The 16679-nt window shown below is 63.2% G+C and carries 17 protein-coding genes; 6 read left to right on the forward strand and 11 right to left on the reverse strand.

Annotated elements, in window-relative coordinates; genetic code table 11:
• Positions 1-10: 10 nt before the first annotated feature.
• The 11 genes from EB815_RS14980 to EB815_RS15030 all read right to left on the reverse strand — a co-directional run bounded on the left by EB815_RS14980 (position 11) and on the right by EB815_RS15030 (position 9835).
• Entirely contained in the window at positions 11-514 is a 504-nt protein-coding gene (locus tag EB815_RS14980; RefSeq protein ID WP_244494058.1) for a hypothetical protein, read from the reverse strand.
• Between the two features lie 236 nt (positions 515-750).
• Positions 751-1545 carry an SDR family oxidoreductase gene (locus tag EB815_RS14985; RefSeq protein ID WP_056570749.1) on the reverse strand — a complete coding sequence of 265 codons (795 nt, stop codon included), beginning with the start codon at positions 1543-1545 and terminating at the stop codon, positions 751-753.
• A 2-nt stretch (positions 1546-1547) separates the two neighbouring features.
• On the reverse strand, positions 1548-2435 hold the full coding sequence (gene lsrF / locus EB815_RS14990) for a 3-hydroxy-5-phosphonooxypentane-2,4-dione thiolase (protein WP_056570751.1): 888 nt from the start codon (positions 2433-2435) through the stop codon (positions 1548-1550).
• A 30-nt stretch (positions 2436-2465) separates the two neighbouring features.
• Positions 2466-3101, reverse strand: coding sequence for a dihydroxyacetone kinase subunit DhaL (gene dhaL / locus EB815_RS14995; RefSeq protein WP_056570754.1), 636 nt, complete (start codon positions 3099-3101; stop codon positions 2466-2468).
• Positions 3102-3106: 5 nt separating this feature from the next.
• Positions 3107-4060: a dihydroxyacetone kinase subunit DhaK gene (locus EB815_RS15000; RefSeq protein WP_056570756.1), complete on the reverse strand. Its 954-nt coding sequence runs from the start codon at positions 4058-4060 to the stop codon at positions 3107-3109.
• Positions 4061-4103: 43 nt separating this feature from the next.
• Positions 4104-4307, reverse strand: a complete 204-nt coding sequence (locus EB815_RS15005) for a hypothetical protein (RefSeq protein ID WP_056570758.1) — start codon at positions 4305-4307, stop codon at positions 4104-4106.
• Positions 4307-5413 carry an ABC transporter ATP-binding protein gene (locus EB815_RS15010; protein WP_081294841.1) on the reverse strand — a complete coding sequence of 369 codons (1107 nt, stop codon included), beginning with the start codon at positions 5411-5413 and terminating at the stop codon, positions 4307-4309. Before EB815_RS15010 ends, EB815_RS15005 begins: the two co-directional genes overlap by 1 nt.
• Positions 5410-6498 (reverse strand): ABC transporter ATP-binding protein, encoded by a 1089-nt coding sequence (locus EB815_RS15015; protein ID WP_056570762.1) that lies wholly within the window; start codon positions 6496-6498, stop codon positions 5410-5412. The genes EB815_RS15010 and EB815_RS15015 overlap by 4 nt, the downstream gene beginning before the upstream one ends.
• A complete protein-coding gene (locus EB815_RS15020) occupies positions 6498-7448 on the reverse strand; it encodes a carbohydrate ABC transporter permease (protein WP_056570763.1) in 951 nt (316 codons plus the stop codon). The genes EB815_RS15015 and EB815_RS15020 overlap by 1 nt, the downstream gene beginning before the upstream one ends.
• A 3-nt stretch (positions 7449-7451) precedes the next feature.
• Complete coding sequence (locus tag EB815_RS15025; RefSeq protein ID WP_081294842.1) at positions 7452-8324, reverse strand: carbohydrate ABC transporter permease; 873 nt, start codon at positions 8322-8324, stop codon at positions 7452-7454.
• A 101-nt stretch (positions 8325-8425) separates the two neighbouring features.
• Positions 8426-9835, reverse strand: coding sequence for an ABC transporter substrate-binding protein (locus tag EB815_RS15030; protein WP_056570767.1), 1410 nt, complete (start codon positions 9833-9835; stop codon positions 8426-8428).
• A gap of 369 nt (positions 9836-10204) precedes the next feature.
• Between EB815_RS15030 and EB815_RS15035 the strand changes: the two genes are divergently transcribed.
• The 6 genes from EB815_RS15035 (at position 10205) to EB815_RS15060 (ending at position 16670) form a co-directional block, all read left to right on the forward strand.
• Positions 10205-10990 (forward strand): DeoR/GlpR family DNA-binding transcription regulator, encoded by a 786-nt coding sequence (locus tag EB815_RS15035; RefSeq protein WP_056570769.1) that lies wholly within the window; start codon positions 10205-10207, stop codon positions 10988-10990.
• A 33-nt stretch (positions 10991-11023) separates the two neighbouring features.
• Positions 11024-11857, forward strand: coding sequence for a class I fructose-bisphosphate aldolase (locus EB815_RS15040; protein WP_171883293.1), 834 nt, complete (start codon positions 11024-11026; stop codon positions 11855-11857).
• A 77-nt stretch (positions 11858-11934) separates the two neighbouring features.
• Positions 11935-12897: a LysR family transcriptional regulator gene (locus tag EB815_RS15045; protein WP_065005360.1), complete on the forward strand. Its 963-nt coding sequence runs from the start codon at positions 11935-11937 to the stop codon at positions 12895-12897.
• Between the two features lie 118 nt (positions 12898-13015).
• Positions 13016-14182, forward strand: a complete 1167-nt coding sequence (locus EB815_RS15050) for a CaiB/BaiF CoA transferase family protein (protein ID WP_056572032.1) — start codon at positions 13016-13018, stop codon at positions 14180-14182.
• Positions 14179-15513, forward strand: coding sequence for an MmgE/PrpD family protein (locus EB815_RS15055; protein WP_056570774.1), 1335 nt, complete (start codon positions 14179-14181; stop codon positions 15511-15513). Before EB815_RS15050 ends, EB815_RS15055 begins: the two co-directional genes overlap by 4 nt.
• Entirely contained in the window at positions 15513-16670 is a 1158-nt protein-coding gene (locus EB815_RS15060) for an acyl-CoA dehydrogenase family protein (protein WP_056570776.1), read from the forward strand. The genes EB815_RS15055 and EB815_RS15060 overlap by 1 nt, the downstream gene beginning before the upstream one ends.
• Positions 16671-16679 lie beyond the last annotated feature (9 nt).

The following is a 16679-nucleotide window of genomic DNA, read 5'->3' on the forward strand; positions in this document are numbered from 1 at the left end:
TGACGGCATTTCAAGACGTCTCGCTGCCACCGACGGAGGCCGGCCCGTCACGGTCGATGCGGCCAGCCTTGGCAAGCTCGGCAAGCAGCTTGGTCGCCGCCTCGAGGTAGCTGGCGCTTATCTGCTCGGCCATCGGCAACGCGCACCAGGCGCTCAGCTCCGCGATCAGAGCGTAGCTGCCTCCGTCGACTGGCGCTGAAGCAAGTCCTCCGTCCCTATCCATGACGACCGCGACGACCCCCTCCGCCCCGTAGCCGATTGCCGCGATCCGTTGAATGCCAGGATCGCCGTCGACGCGAACGTCGAACAACACGGAGCCGGCGGTCTTCTGCGCAATGTCGCCCACACGATCGGAGAACGGGCGATTCAACCCCCCGGTATCGGCCAGCGACTGCTCAAGCAAAACGAGATCAACGTACTGCGCCCCCATCCCCGCGACTATGGACGCGTTCGTGCAATCGGCAATCCCTCCCTTCAGCCTTTCACACAGGAAAACATCATGGGGATCCGCCACGCCAGCAAGCCCGTCAACACCGCTGCAACTGCCAGCAGGCCGCCGACTATCGGTCCGTTGGAAAGCAGCGCCGCCTCCGCGCCTTGTCGTGCCAATCCTTCTATCGTCGCTCATCGTCCTAACTCGACTGGATCTGGCTGGCGAGCAATTGAGCGATAGCTCCGCGTTGCACGTGGCGTTGCGAAAGGCGCGAGCCTCCGACCTTGGCAATGCGCCTCGCTGTTCGAAGCTTTGAGCTATCGCAGCGATGTTGCCATTACGCCGCCGTCGACAGTGAGGACGGCCGCGTTGACCTTGTCCATCTGAGCCAGATGCAGGAATGCGTTGGCAATATCGCTTGCCGTTACCTCTACTCCGAGCAGATTGCCGGCCATGTATTCGTGCGGGGTCATCCCGCGCGCGCTGGCACGCTCAACGATCATCTGATCGGTCATCAGGCCGGAGCGGATACGCCCCGCATTGATGCCATTGGCGCGGATCCCCTCGCGGCCATGGTCGACCGCATATTGCTTCATCAAGGCCAGCGTCGCGGCCTTTGGTATGCCGTACGGACCGAAATCCTTTCCCGGATTGACGGACTGGTTGGAAATGTTGAACAGGATCGCGCCGCCCCTGCCTTGGCGTCGAAAGATCCGTATCGCCGCCTGGCAGGCGTTCTGGTGGCCGAAGAAGTTCAGTTCGAAGCTTCGCCGCAACTCCTCCATCGGCAGGTCGCCGATGGCGCCTTGCTGGGCCGAGCCGGCGTTGGAGACGAGGATATCAAGGCCGCCCAGCTCATCCGCCGCCAGGTCGAGCACGCGCTTCACCGACGCCGCATCCGTCACGTCGCACCGGTATGGCCGGCAGCCATATTCGGCGGCGAGCGACCCGAGTGCGGCATCATTGATGTCCAGCGTCGCGACAGCGGCACCCGCCAGGGCAAAGACGCGCGCAATCTCGCGCCCTATCCCGCTGGCCGCGCCAGTTACAGCCACGACCTTGCCCTGCATCGGCTTGAGGGCCACGTCGCGTGATGCCTCGTCGAGGGTCATCGTCAAGCTGCCTCTGCCGTTTCCAGATCGCGGAACATGGCATAGGCCTTGTCCGCCTTCTCACCGCGATGAACGATGGCGGCGAGCGCCTTGAGCATGGCGACGGGGTTCGACGACTGGAAGACGTTGCGGCCCATGTCCACGCCGGCCGCGCCCTGGTCGATCGCCAGCCACGCCATCTGAAGCGCCTCGCGCTCCGGCAGCTTCTTGCCGCCGGCAATCACGATCGGCACCGGACAGCCAAGCACGATGCGCTCGAAGCCTTCGTCGACATAGTAGGATTTCACGAACTGGGCTCCGAGCTCGGCCGCGATGCGCGTTGCCAGGCCGAAATAGCGGGCATCGCGCACCATGTCCTTGCCGACGCCGGTAACCGCCATCGTGGGAATGCCATAGCGTGTGCCGGTGTCGATGAGTCTGACGACGTTGGAAATGGATTTGTGCTCGTATTCGGCACCAACATAGACCTGGGCGGCCATGGCCACGGCGCCGAGGCGGATCGCATCGTCGATGTCGACCGCCACCAGTTCGTTGGACAGTTCCGTCAGAATCGAGTTACCGCCCGAGCAACGCAGCACCACGGGCTTGTTGACTTCCGGCTGTATCGTGGCGCGCAGGCCGCCGCGCGTGCACATCAGCACATCGGCGTGTTGGGCAAGCGGCGCGATCGTCAGGTCCATCCGCTCAAGGCCCGTCGTCGGACCCTGGAAATAGCCATGGTCGAAGGCGAGCATGACTGTCTTGCCACTGTCGGGATTGAAGATGCGCGACAGCCTCGCCTTCATGCCCCAGTCGTGATGCGCCGCTCCCTTGAGGTAGAAGCGGCTGGTGTCGGCGGGACGGTCCCGGCCCCAGTCCTTGCCGTCCTTGATGTCGTCGAGATCAGCCATGTCGAAGTCCTTTTCGCCTAACCGGCAGGGTCAAGCCCTGGCCGTGAAGTCCTGCATTGCCTTCAGAATGAGCGAAACCGAGATCGCGCCCGGATCCGGGTAGCCAATGCTGCGCTCGCCAACCGAGCGCGCCTTTCCCGTCGTCGCTATCATTGCCTTGCTGGCCTCGACCCCATCCAGCGCGCCCTGTGTGGCGGCCGCCGTCGCGGCGGCGAGGCCCTTGCCAACGGCGGCGCGCGCGGCCCGCGCGGCCGGGGCGAGCGCGTCGACCATGGTCTTCTGGCCCTCGGTCACGCCGCCACGCTTCAGCACCGCCGCAAGGCCCTCTTCCAGCGCCATCGCGAACGAGGCGTCGTCGATGACCTCGGATGCCGCGAAGGCCTTGGAGCCGGCGCGAAACAGCGTGCCGAACACAGCACCCGCCGCACCGCCGGTATTGGACAGGATGGCGGTGCCGACTGCCTTGTAGGCGGCTTCGGCACTTTCGGCGGCGCCGGCGTCGAGCGCCTCGAGCGCGGCCTCGAAGCCGCGGCGCATGCCGACGCCATGATCGCCATCGCCGATGGTCAGATCGGCCTCGGTCAGCACGTCGGTCTGGTCGATCAGGGATTGCGCGACGGAGCGCATCATCTCGCGCGCAGCGTTGGCATCGAGCGTTTCGATCATCGCCGTTACATCCTTGAATAGCCGAGCGATTCCGCCGGCATGTCGAGATAGTGTTTCAACTCGTCATCGAGCTTCATCAGCGTCACCGAGAAACCGGCCATTTCCTGCACGGTCAGCCATGTGCCGACATCGGTGCGGTGGACCGAGATGCCTTCGCGCTCCAGGATCGCACGGATGCGCCGGTTGACGATCAGCATCTCCATCATGGTGGTGGCGCCGAGATTGTTGATCATCAAGGCAACCTCGTCGCCCCTGGCGAACGGCAGGTCGGCGAGGATCTTGTCCATGAGCTCGTCGGCGATCGCATCGGCCGATTTCAGCTTCTGGCGCGCGATGCCGGCTTCGCCATGGGCTCCCATGCCGACCTCGATCTCGTCGTCCCCGAGTTCGAAGGTCAGCTTGCCGGTCTCCGGGATCGATCCCGCGGAGACCGCCACGCCCATGCTGCGCACCCAACCCTGTGCCTTACGCGCGACGCGTTCGACCTCGTCGAGCGTGTCAAGCTCGCTGGCTGCGCCGCCCGCGACCTTGATCATGTAGATGTCGCCCGCGATGCCGCGGCGGTCGTGCATCCGTTCGGGCGGCGCGGCAGCGACATCGTCGCAGACCCGCACGGTGCGGACCTCGATGCCGTCGTCCTCGAGCAGTTCCACGGCCATGTCGAAATTCATGTTGTCGCCGGCATAGTTGCCGTAGAGAAACAGGACGCCCTTGCCGCGATGCACCGCCTTGGCCGCGGCCGCGATCACATCGGGCGAGGGCGCGGCAAAGACGTTGCCGCAGGCGGCGCCGTCACCCATGTTCTTGCCGACGAAGCCATGGAAAAGCGGCTCGTGGCCCGAGCCTCCGCCGATGAGCAGCGCCACCTTGCCGTCCGGGATGTCCTTGCGGATCAGCGCCGGCTTGCCGTCGAGCTTGTAGACACGGCCGTCATTGGCAAGCGCCAGCCCCTCGATCATTTCTGGTACGACGCGCTTGACGTCGTTAAGGATTTTCTTCGGATTAGCCACGGTCTTCCTCCTCGGTTTCCGGCCGCCCGTCGGGCACGTGATCCAGGATCATGAAAAGCACAACCCCGGCAAGCAGCACCGGGAAACCGATGACGAAAAGCCTGTGCGTGAAGGGCTGGCAGAGCATGGCGAAGCCGCCAAGGATCAGCACGCTCGCCAGGCGATAAAACCATTTCTTGCTGAACAACGGACCCATCAGCGGGCACCCTCCGCCTGCGAGATGCGGCGTCCGCCGGCTGCGTCGAACAGGAAGCCGCGGCCTTCCGGAATGCGGAATGAACAGGCATCGCCCTGCGTGAAGCGCATCGACAGCGGAACGACCTTGCGGAACGAACCCCCCGATGTGTCGACCTGGATGGCGCGCTCGAAGCCGCGATTGTCCACGGCATAGATCGTGCCCGTGCTGGCGCCGGCGGCATCGGCGGAGCCGACCTCGATGTCCTCCGGCCAGACACCCAGCAGCACCTTGCCGCTGCCGCTGGCGACCGTGCCGAACTCGCCGATCGGGATGCGCTGCCGCGCACCCTTGACGATGACATGGCCGTCCTCGATGCCGGCCTCGAAGAAGGCCATCGAAGGGCTGCCGACCAATCGGCCGACGACGACATTGGCCGGGAGCCGGTATATGTCCTCTATCGTGCCCGCCTGCTGGATGACACCGCCGTCGATGATGCCGATCCGGTCGGCTATGGCGATGGCGCCATGATAGTCGTGCGTGGCGTAGAGCATCGTCGAGCGATGCTGGCGGTGGATCTGGCGCAGTTCCGCGCGCAGGCCCTCGCGCAATTTTAGATCGAGCGCCGACAGCGGCTCATCGAGCAGGAACATCACCGGGCGGCGTACCAGCGCGCGGGCGATGGCGACACGTTGACGTTCGCCGCCCGACAGCGTGTCCACGTCGCGATCGAGCAGATGAGAAATGCGCAGCAGTTCCGCGGTGCGGCCGACGCGAAGGCTGATCTCGCCTTCGGATTCGCTAAACGCCGGCGAGCGCAACGCAAAGGCAATGTTGTCCTTGACGTCGAGCACCGGCAGAAGGTTGAAGCCCTCGAACACGATGGCGATGTCGCGGCTGCCCGGGTCGGACTCGGTCACATCGCGCCCGGCAAGGTCGACGCGCCCGGCATCGAGATCGATCAGGCCGGCGGAGGCGAGCAGCGTCGAGCTCTTGCCGGCGCCGGTCGGTCCGAGGAGCGCGAATATCTCGTTGTCATTGACGGTGAGGTCAAGGCCGCGAAGCGCCGTCTTTCCGCGATAGGACTTCTTCAGTCCCTTCAGTTGGAGCATTGGCCTGGGGGTCATGCCGCGACCTCCGCGTCGACACGCCGGCCGGTGGCGGCATCGAAAAACAGCAGGCCATCCGGATCGAAATGCACGCGCATCACGGAGCCCGATGGCGACCGGCGCTTGTCGACACCCTGGTGTATCGTGTCGCCGATGCGGAACGAGAAGAAGCGTTCGCGGCCGATGGAAAAGACATCGTCCACCGCGATCGCGACGCCGGCGGCCGGATCGTCGGTCAGGTGCACGTTTAGCGGGCGCACGCCGAGCTTCAACGGCCGCTTCGACGACAGGGCCCAGTCGGGAAGCCGGTCGCGCGCCGCAGTCAGCGTGACGTCGCTGTCGCCCAGCCGCAGGCCGCCCTCGACGGGCGCGAGGTCGATGAGGTTCATCGACGGCGAGCCGATGAACTGGCCGGCGAAGATGTCGACCGGTTCGAAGAACATGCGGTCAGGATTCGAGACCTGGACGATGCGGCTGTTGTTCATGAGCACGATGCGGTCGGCGAGCGACATGGCCTCGCGCTGGTCGTGCGTGACATAGATCGTGGTGACGCCGAGCTGGCGCTGCAGGTGCCCGAGCTCCCAGCGCATTTCCTCACGAAACTGCTCGTCGATCGCCGATAGCGGCTCGTCGAGCAGCAGGACGGCCGGATCGCGGATGACGGCACGCGCAAGCGCCACTTTCTGCCTTGCGCCGGGTGGCAGCGCGCCGGGATAGCGGGCAAGCTCGTCGCCGAGCTTGAAGATGTCGGTGACCCAGTCGAGCTTGCGCGTGATTTCGGCTCTCGCGACGCCCCGCGCCTTCAGCGGAAACACGATGTTTTCCTTGATGCTGAGATGCGGGTAGAGCGAAACGAACTGGAACACCATGGCGATGTTGCGCTCGCTGGCGCTCAGATCGTTGACGGCGGCACCGTCGAACAGCACGTCGCCGCTGGTTGCCTTCACCAGGCCCGCGATGCAGCGCAGGGTCGTCGTCTTGCCGCAGCCCGAGGGCCCGAGATAGACGACGAATTCGCCGTTCTTCACGGTCAGGCTGACGTCGTCCACCGCCTTGAAGGCGCCGAACTGGATGCTCAGGTTCCTGAGAGTGATCTCGGCCATCAGTATTTCTCGCCCATCTTGGTCAGGTGCCGGACAAGGATCATCGACAGACCGATAATGATGACCAGAAGAATGACCGCGAGCGCCGACGCCTCCCCGGTGTAGAAATAGCTGAATGCCGTCTTGGCCACCGAGAAGGATACCGTCTCCGTGCTCGACCCCGGACCGCCGCCTGTCAGCGCGACGAAAAGGTCGTACTGCTTGAAGCTGTCGATCAGGCGCAGGATCAGCGCGATGAACAGCACAGGCGCCGACATCGGCAGCGTGATGCGGAAGAAACGATAGGCGGGGCTGGCGCCGTCCACCTCGGCCGCCTCGTAAATGGTCTCGGGAATGCCGCGGAAGGCGGCGGTCGCCAGAAGCACGATGAAGGGCGTCCACATCCAGGTGTCGGCGGCCGCCGCCGCCCAGAGCGCCGGGCTGGTCTGGCCGAGCCAGTCGACCTTGCTGAAGCCGACCGACGACACCAGGAAATTGATGACGCCCCACTCCGAATTCAGCATGTAGCGCCACAGGAAGCCAACCACGACCGGGGACAGCATCATCGGCATCATCAGCATGGTGAAGATGACGTCGCGGCCACGGAAATTCTTCTGCATCTGGTAGCCGACGAAAATGCCGATCAGCATCTGCAGCGTGACGCAGATGAACACGAACTTGCCGGTGAATATGAAGCGGTCCCAGAGATCGGGATCCGAAAGCAGGAACTTGTAGTTGTTGAAGCCGACCGGCTTCATCGTGCCCTGGCGCAAGGCCGAGAAATTGAAGAACGAATAATAGATCAGCGAGAAGATCGGATAGGCGACCATGAATATCAGGATCGCCAGCGTCGGCGACAGGAAGCCGAAGATCATCATGCGGCCAGAGGAGCGCTTGCGCAGTTGCGTCTGCCGCGCCGCGTGAGCGGCGGCCTGCGCTTCGGGTGCAAGAGGCGTGTTGGTGGCAGTCATGGTCTACCTCCTTCCCAGCACGCCGAAGGTCATTCCCATCAGCAGATGTTTGCGGATGAGATAGAAGAAGATCAGCACGGGAATGATGAGGACGACGCCGGCCGCGCATATCTGCGTCCACTCGATGCCGGTTGCGCCGGAAGCGGCCGAAATCTTGACGGGCAGGGTCTTGGCCTGGGTGGTCGTCAGGATGGATGCGAAGGCGAACTCGTTCCAGGCGAAAATGAAGCAGAAGCCGGCGGTGGCGGCGATGCCGCCCTTCACCATTGGCAGCACCAGTTTGAGGAATGCGTACATGCGCGTGTAACCGTTGACGATGGCGATCTGCTCGACTTCCTTCGGCACGCCGTCGAAGAAACCCTTCATGATCCAGGTGGCCAGACCGACATTGGCGAAGATCGAGACGAGGACGAGGCCGATGCGCGTGTCGGCGAGCCCGAGCCGCGCGAACATCAGATGATAGAAGACGAGAACGGCTACAGGCGGCAGCATGCGGGTCGACAGGACGAAGAACATGAAGTCGCCCTTGCCGATGAAATTGAAGCGCGAGCAGACATAGCCGGCCAGCGTCCCGAAGAAGACGGCGAGCGACGTGCCGGCGACAGAGACGATGATGCTGTTGATCAACGAGTCGAGGACCCCGACCGCCGAAGCGCTGTCCTTGGCCGCACCGATGCCGAAGACCGCCTGGTAGCCGCTGAAGTCCGGCGTGAAGAAGAGTTTCGGCGGCATGGTGAAGAAATCCATGCGGCTCTTGAACGAGGACAAAAGCAGCCAGAAGATCGGGCCGACATTGTAGACCGTGTAGATGGCGAGCAATCCCAGCACCAGCCATCTGCCGGCAAGGTCCATCGTCGATGTCTTGGAGTGCGTCATGACGACCTGTCTTCGAGCCGGCGCGGTGCGGGCTCTGTTGCCTGGGACGGGATGAGAGAGGGCACGCGGAAGACGCTCCGCGTGCCCTTCGGGTCAAGGCGTTATTCGACGGGAACGACCGCGTCGACGCCAACCGGCGATATGACCTCGTCCGGCACTTCCGGGGTCTTGTCGCCACGCTTGATTTCGTATCCGGCGCGTTGGAGCGTGCGCTCGTTCTTTTCCGCGGCGTCCGAAAGCGCCTGCTGCACCGTCTTGGCGCCGGTGGCGGCGTTTGAGATCTCCTGCTGCAGCTCGTCGAGCAGCACCGGATATTCAGGCAGGTGCCAATAGTCGTTCAGGTATTGCAGCGCGGTGGAGAACTGCCGGTTGTAGGAATTCAACCCCTGCCAATCCGGGCTTTCCAGCACCTGCTTCAGGCCGGTCTGGCAGACGGCGGCATAGCGCTTCTGCTGCTCGGGCTGAAAATACCATTCCATGAACTTGGTCAGCTCGGGCAGTTTCTTGGAGTACTTGTTGATGCCCATGCCCTGGCCGCCGACCGAGAACTGGCGACGGAACTTCTTGTCGCGGCCGACCGCGCCCGGCAGAACCCCAAATGCGATCTTGTCGGCGAATTTGCTGACCTTGGGATCGACATTGGACCCGTTGAAATAGAACCACTGCATCGCCATGGCGACCTGGCCTTGCTGGATCGCGGTGTTGACCTCGTCGAAGCCCCAGTTGGTCGATCCGGGCGGACCATACTTGAACATATCGACATAGGCCTGCACCCCATCCACCGAAGCCGGCGAGTCGAGATAGCCCTTCACTTCCATCGTTTCCGGATTGTAGAGCTCGCCGCCGAACGACCAGAGGAAGGAGTTGGATGCCGTGGTCGCGAAGTCATAGTCGCGGCCGCCCATCTGGCCCCAGCCATAGAGCCCCTGGTCGGGACGCGTGAAGAACTCGGCCACCTGCTTGGCGTCCTGATAGGTCTGCGGCACCACCAGGTCCCTGCCGTACTTGGCCTTGAAGGCTTCCTTCTCCTTGGGATCCTCGAACAGGTCCTTGCGGTAGGTCAGGCCATAGGCATCCTGGTTGGCCGGCAGGCCGAAGAACTGCCCGGAGCCATCCGGATACTCGCCATAACGCGAGAGCGAAGCCGCCGGGAAGATGTCGGCCTTCAGGTAGGTCGACTTTTCGAAGATGTCATTGAGCTTGACGGCATGCTGGGCAAACTCGGCGGTGGACTGGCTGTCCCACATTGCGAAGTCGAAAGCGTCGCCCTGGATGGCGAATTCGGACGCGATCTTGTCGTGCCACTGCGGGCCATAGGGGACAAGCGCGGGCACGATCCTTACCGATTTGTCCGGATAGTCCTTGGCGATGGTGGTCAGCGCGTCGGCGCAAGTGCCTGCGTGCCAGACGAAAGTCAGGTCGGTGGCGCGGGCAGAACCCGCGGTTGCAGCGAGCGCGGCTGCAAGCGCTGCGGCTGACGTCAACAGACGCGTGCGCATGGCCATGTTCATGTTCTCCTCCACTTGTCAGTTCAAGGGGGCAATGGTCGGACCCGACCCTCTCCTACCCCTATCTGAAGCCTATGCATCGGCGTTATAAATATCAATAGAAAAGTTACAAACAGCACTTTTTGATGTTAAGTGTCTTCGCGCGGCTTGCACGAAACATTTGCTAACACGCCCATTCTGGTGCCGTGCTGCACTGCAAAAAAGCCATTAAACTCATAATTTTGAGATGCTTCGCGCCGAGACTGCGGAATCCGGATGTTTTCTCGCGGCGCAGTGCAGCATCGAAATTTTGATATCTTAACATTTTTCTCTGGCGCGGTTTGCCGATGATGTTAAAACAGGCGAGGGCAAATCGCCGGAAGGACAAGCAGCTTGGAATCCGAAGAGGCGCAACATTTGTCGAAGGCGGACCATCGCCGTTCGGAAATCATCCGCATTCTGATGGAAAGCGGAACGGCGCAGATCAAGGACCTGGCCGTCCAGCTCGACGTATCGCTGATGACCATCCACCGCGATCTCAACGATCTGCATGACCAGGGGCTGGTGCGGCGTATTCGTGGCGCCGTCTCGGTAGAGAAGTCGATGCTGTTCGAGAGCAGCTACCTTTACCGGGCGCGTCAGCACGTGGAGGAGAAGCGCCGGCTGGCGCGCGCCGCGGCCGCCCATATCGAACCCGGCAACGCCATCGTCTGGGACGACAGTTCGACGACCTTCCATGTGTGCGACTTCATCGAGCAGGTGACGCCGATAACCGTCATCACCAATGCGCTGCCCGTGATGGAGCGGCTGCGCGACAAGCAGGACGTCGAACTGATCGGACTGGGCGGCAAATACCACCGCGTCTACAACGGCTTTTTCGGCATAGCCTGCGAAAGGGCGATCCGCTCCTACCATGTCGATGTGGCGTTGATGTCGACGACCACCATCCAGGGCATGTCCCTCTATACGCAGGACGAACAGGTCGTGCGCTCCAAGCAGGCCATGATGGAGATCGCGCGCAAGAAAATCCTTCTTGTCGACGAGAGCAAATTCCACTTCTCGGCTCTCAATTACGTGGCCGAACTCACGGCATTCGATGTGGTCCTGGTTTCGCAATCGGTCGACCGCGACATCGTGCAGAACATGAAGGAAGCGGGCGTCAGGCTGGAGCTTGTCTGACCGGGCCGCGTCCCACCCGAAGGAATGAAAGAAATGTCTGAAATCGGTAAGGCACGCCGGCTTGCCCGGTTGCTCAACAAGAATTCGGGGCGAATGCTCTGTGTTCCGCTCGACCACGGCATGCAGGTCGGACCGATCGCCGGCATCGCGGATCCCGCGCCTTTGATCGACATCGTGGTGGAGGCAGGGGTCGACGCGGTCATCGTCAATCCCGGCATGCTCTTGCGTCACGGCCACCGCCTGGCAGGCGGGCCCGCCGTAATCCTGCGCCTCAACCAGACGACCATGTGGCGCCACGGGACGCCGACAGGGTATGCGGACACGCACAGTCGTCTCGTCGCGACGGTGGAGGAAGCCGTGCAAATGGGCGCCGAAGCGGTGATCACCTACCTCTTCACCTGCAACAACCGTCCGGAGGAGGAAACGAAATCGTTTGAAACCGCGGGCATCGTCGCTTCCGAATGCCGGAAATGGGGTGTCGTGCACGTCATCGAGGCGATGGCGGCAAAGGGCGGCTTCGCGCGCGCCAACGACCCGGCCGTGGTGGCGATGAACTGCCGCATGGCCGGCGAGCTCGGCGCCGACATGATCAAGACCGACTGGTGCGAACCAGAGCGCTTCGCCGACATTGCCAGGCAATCGCTGGCGCCCATCGCTGTCGCGGGCGGCCCCGCCTTGGCCACCCTGGCGGGTACGCTGCAGTTCGCAAAGGACACGATCAGCGCCGGCGCGACCGGCCTGATGTTCGGACGCAACGTGTTCCAGCAGGCTGATGTCGCGGCAACTCTGGCGAGATTGGCGGACGTGGTTCATGATCGCTCGGAACTCCAGGGCGATCCTTGCGCGATGCCGTTGGGGGCGGGATAGACGGAAGGCCGGTTTTCGCCGTTGCCTCAATAACAAAATGTTATACGGTGGCCCTGCATCAAGCCCAGGGAGCCGGTTTGGACCTTCGTCAGCTTAGATATTTTTCCCAGGTCGTGGAGAGCGGCTCGTTTTCCAAGGCCGCGACGCAGCTGCACGTGGCGCAGCCGGCGTTGAGCCAGCATGTCCGGCACATGGAAGAGGAGCTTGGCCTCTCTCTCCTGCATCGCGGGCCGCATGGGGTCAGCGCGACGGAGGCCGGCGCGCGGCTCATGGTGCACGCCAAGCGCATTCTTGCCGAATTTGCTGAAATCACCGACAGCGTCAGGGGCGCCGCCATCGCCCCCCGTGGCGAGGTGCGCTTCGGATTGCCGGGTACAGTCAGCGAACTGCTCGCGGCGCCGCTGATCGAGGCCGCCCGCGAGCGCTTCCCCGAGGTTCGCATCCGCGTTGTGGAGGCGATGAGCGGCTACATTCTGGAATGGTTGAAACGCGGGGAAGTCGACCTTGCGATGATCTACGCGACGTCGGATCCCCGGGGACTCGCGGTACACCATGGGTTGTCCGAGGAGATCTGTCTCTTTGCCAGCCCGTCGATGCCCGGGTCGGACGCTTTTGAGGGCTCCTCCGTGGAGCTTCGCGACGTCGCCGGATTGCCGCTTGTCGTGCCAGGCCCCGGGCACGGCCTGCGGGAACTGATCGATGCCGTGGCGACGTCGGTCCAGGCCGTCATCAACCCGGCGATCGAAATCGACTCCTACACCCAGATCAAGAGATTGGTGACGCGCGGAATCGGTTACGGGATCTTGCCGAGGATGGCGATCAACGCGGAGGCCCAGGCCGGACTATGCCGGGCATGGAGTTTCAAGAACCCTCCGATTACCCGGAAAGTGTATCTGGCTTACTCGACGGAACGCCCCTTGCAAACCGCTCCCCGCGCCGTCGGGCAGCTATCGTGGGAAATCCTTCGCCAGCTGGTCAAGGACCAGATCTGGAGCGCCGAACTGTCCGACGAAAATCAGCGCCCCAACCTCTTTGGCTAGCCTGTTCGGGCGGGCGCACGCTGTACCGTTTCGCTATACCTCCCATTACAAAACGCTATTTGACGCAGTGGCCCCTTCCGGTGCGATGGTGTCGGAAAAGCAGGACAGGGAGCATGCCATGCCCGGCGCGCTGGAGGGAACGACCGTCATTTCGCTGGAGCAAGCCGTGGCCGCGCCCTTGGCGACGTCGCGGTTGGCTGACGCGGGCGCACGCGTCATCAAGCTCGAACGCCCCGAGGGTGACTTCGCGCGAGGCTATGACGACTACGTTGACGGCCTCTCCAGCTATTTCATCTGGAACAACCGCGGCAAGCAATCCTGCACCGTCGACCTGAAGCGGCCCGACGATCTCGCACTGGTCGAGTCCATGCTCGCTTCCGCCGATGTGTTCGTGCAGAACCTTGCGCCTGCCGCGACCGACAGGCTGGGCATCGGCAGCGCTGATCTCAGGAGGCGGTTTCCCAGGTTGATCGTCTGTGACATTGGCGGCTATGCGCCCGGAACACCCGACCATGATCGCAAAGCCTACGATCTGCTGATCCAGGCTGAAGCGGGTTTGGCGGGCGTAACGGGATCCGCTTCGTCGGGCCCGACCCGCGTCGGCATATCGATATCCGACATCGCCACGGGGCAGGGGGCCTACGCCGCGATCCTCGAAGCGCTGATCGTGCGCGCTCGAACCGGGGAAGGGGCTCACCTGCAGGTTTCGCTGTTCGACACGCTCGCCGAATACATGAACGTGCCCTATCTGGCGCGGCGCTACGGCGGCAAGGAGCCGCGACGGCTCGGCCTCGCCCACCCCTCGATCGCGCCCTATGGGCTGTTCAGGGTGAGCGACGGCGAAATCCTGATCGCCGTCCAGAATGAGCGCGAATGGGCGGTGTTCTGCGACAGTGTCCTGCGCCAGTCGTCGATCGCAACGGACCCAAGGTTCGAACGCAACGTCCTGCGCATCAAGAACCGCGAGCCGCTGGACGCATGCGTGCAGGCGCTGCTGGCGAGCTATACCATGGCTACACTATGCGAACTGCTGGACCGGGTCCGCATTGCATATGGGCGTGTCTCAACCATGGCGGATCTGGCGGTGCACCGCAGCGCGACCAAAGTCCCGGTCGAGACATCGGTGGGGCTGGTCGAGCTCTTTGCCCCACCTGTCACGGTCAACGGCCGGCGGCCGGTGCTTGGCAGGGTGCCAACGCTTGGCGAACACGACCTGGCCTTGCGGCGGGAGTTCGGCACTGCCGGCAGGGTGGATGCCAAACGGATAGGAAATACAGCGCCATGAGCTTGACCCGTAACCTGACCCGCCTGATCCGCGAAAAGCCGGTAACCGAACGCGACCTCGAATGGGCGTCGCTGTTCGTCCTTGATACGCTTGCCTGTGCCCTTGGCGCGCTGCCGACCGAGCCGGCCCGCATGCTCAGGACGGTCGCGCCGCCGACACAAGCGGACACCGCCCGCAAGGCGTTTTATCTGGGTGGTCTGTCCCATATCCTGGAGATGGACGATCTGCATCGGGATTCGGTGACCCATCCGGGCAGTGTCGTCATTCCCGCGGCCTGGGCGGTGGCTCATGACCTCGATCTTGGCGGCGAAGCTTTTCTCAAGGCAGTTCTCGCGGGATATGAGGCCTGTTGCCGAATAGGCATGTCCGTCGGCAAGAAGCATTACCGGGTCTGGCACAACACCTCGACCTGCGGTCCCTTCGGCGCCGCGTTTGCCGCGGCTGAACTTATTGGCCTCGACGATACCAAGACCGTGTGGGCGCTTGGCAATGCCGGCACGCAGTCGTCAGGGCTCTGGGAATTCCTGGCCGAAGGCGCCATGAGCAAGCATCTCCACACCGCCAGAGCCGCGGAATCAGGCCTTCTCGCCTCACTCCTGGCGAAGGAGGGATTCACCGGCGCGGAGAATATCCTCGAAGGTGAAAAGGGGTTTTACGCCGGCCTCTGTCCGGACCCGATCCCGGAGGCCGTGACAAGCGGCCCGGGGCGCCCGTGGCAGCTGATCAACACCTCGATCAAGCCTTGGCCTTGCTGCCGGCATACCCACCCCGCGATCGACGGCGCAATCGCCCTGCATCACGAGATCGCCGGCGAGGCCATCGCACGGGTTCAAGTCGGAACGTATCGTGCCGCCCTCGACGTGTGCGATCGCCCGAGCCCGGAAGATCCATACAGCGCCAAATTCTCGCTGCAGCACACGGTCGCGATAGCCTTGGCGGACGGCCGCGTCGACCAGGCCAGCTTTAATGCGGATGCACGGCAACGGATGGTCGGCGAACGCGGCAAGGTCAAGGTCGAACTCGCGCCCGGGATTGAAGCGGCTTATCCCAGGTCATGGGGAGCCGAGATCGTGGTGGAGACCGCTTCCGGGAGGCGCCTTTCGGCCACGCGCCACGACGCCAAGGGCGATCCCGACAATCCGGTGACGAGCGCCGAACTGTCTCGGAAGGCCCGCGCGCAGCTTGTCGAAGGCGGCTGCTCGGAAGGCCGTGCCGACGACCTGATCAGGGCCATCCTTGGCCTGCCCGATAACCGTCCCGTGCGCTCGCTGGGATTGGTTGAAATAGCTGGCGATGCGCGTGCCCCAGTCCGTGCCGCACGGAGCGCCTGATGTTCAAGGACTTTGACAACGAAGACATCCGCGAAGCCGTGCGTCGGCTCTGCGAGCAATTTCCGGGCGAATACTGGCGCAAGCTCGACGCGGACCGCGCCTACCCGGTGGATTTCGTCAACGCGCTGACGGAGGCTGGTTATCTCGCGACCTTGATCCCCGAGGAATATGGCGGGTCCGGCTTGACGCTGTCGGCCGCGGCCGCGGTGCTCGAGGAGATCCAGCGAGCCGGGTGCAACGGCGCCGCATGCCATGCGCAGATGTACGTCATGGGCACAGTCCTGCGGCATGGCAATGCGTCTCAAAAGGAGCGTTATCTTCCAAAGATCGCCTCCGGCGAATTGAGGCTGCAGGCGTTCGGCGTCACCGAGCCGACCAGCGGCACGGACACGACTTCGATCCGGACCTTCGCCCGCAAGGAGGGCGATCATTACGTCGTCAACGGCCAGAAGATCTGGACAAGCCGGGCGGAATATTCCGACCTCATGCTCCTGCTCGCGCGGACCACTCCCAAGGACCAGGTGGCCAAACGGACCGACGGTCTTTCAGTGTTCATCCTGGACATGCGGGACGCGCTTCAAGAGGGGCTGTCGATCCGGCCGATCCGCACGATGATGAACCACTCCACGACCGAGGTCTTTTTCGACAATGTCAAAGTCCCCGCCGAAAACCTGGTCGGAGAAGAGGGCAAGGGTTTCCGTTACATCCTGTCCGGGATGAATGCCGAGCGGATCCTGATCGCCGCCGAGTGCGTTGGCGACGCCAAGTGGCTGATCAACAAGGCTTCCACTTACGCCTGCGACCGCAACATCTTCGGCCGGGCCATCGGCGCCAACCAGGGCATCCAGTTTCCCATCGCCAAGGCCTATGCCAACATGCGCGCGGCCGAACTGATGGTACGCGAGGCGACGCGGCTCTACGAAGCCGGCCTCGACTGTGGTGCCGAGGCCAACATGGCCAAGATGCTCGCCGCCGATGCTTCGAATGAAGCCGCCAACGCATGTGTCCAGACCCATGGCGGCTTCGGCTTCGCCGAAGAGTATGATGTCGAGCGCAAGTTCCGCGAAACCCGGCTTTACCAGGTCGCGCCGATCTCGACGAACCTTATCCTGTCCTACCTTTCCGAGCACGTGCTCGGAATGCCACGTTCCTATTGACGAGCGGTC

The organism is Mesorhizobium loti (assembly GCF_013170705.1).
In the GTDB taxonomy this organism is placed as follows: domain Bacteria; phylum Pseudomonadota; class Alphaproteobacteria; order Rhizobiales; family Rhizobiaceae; genus Mesorhizobium; species Mesorhizobium loti_D.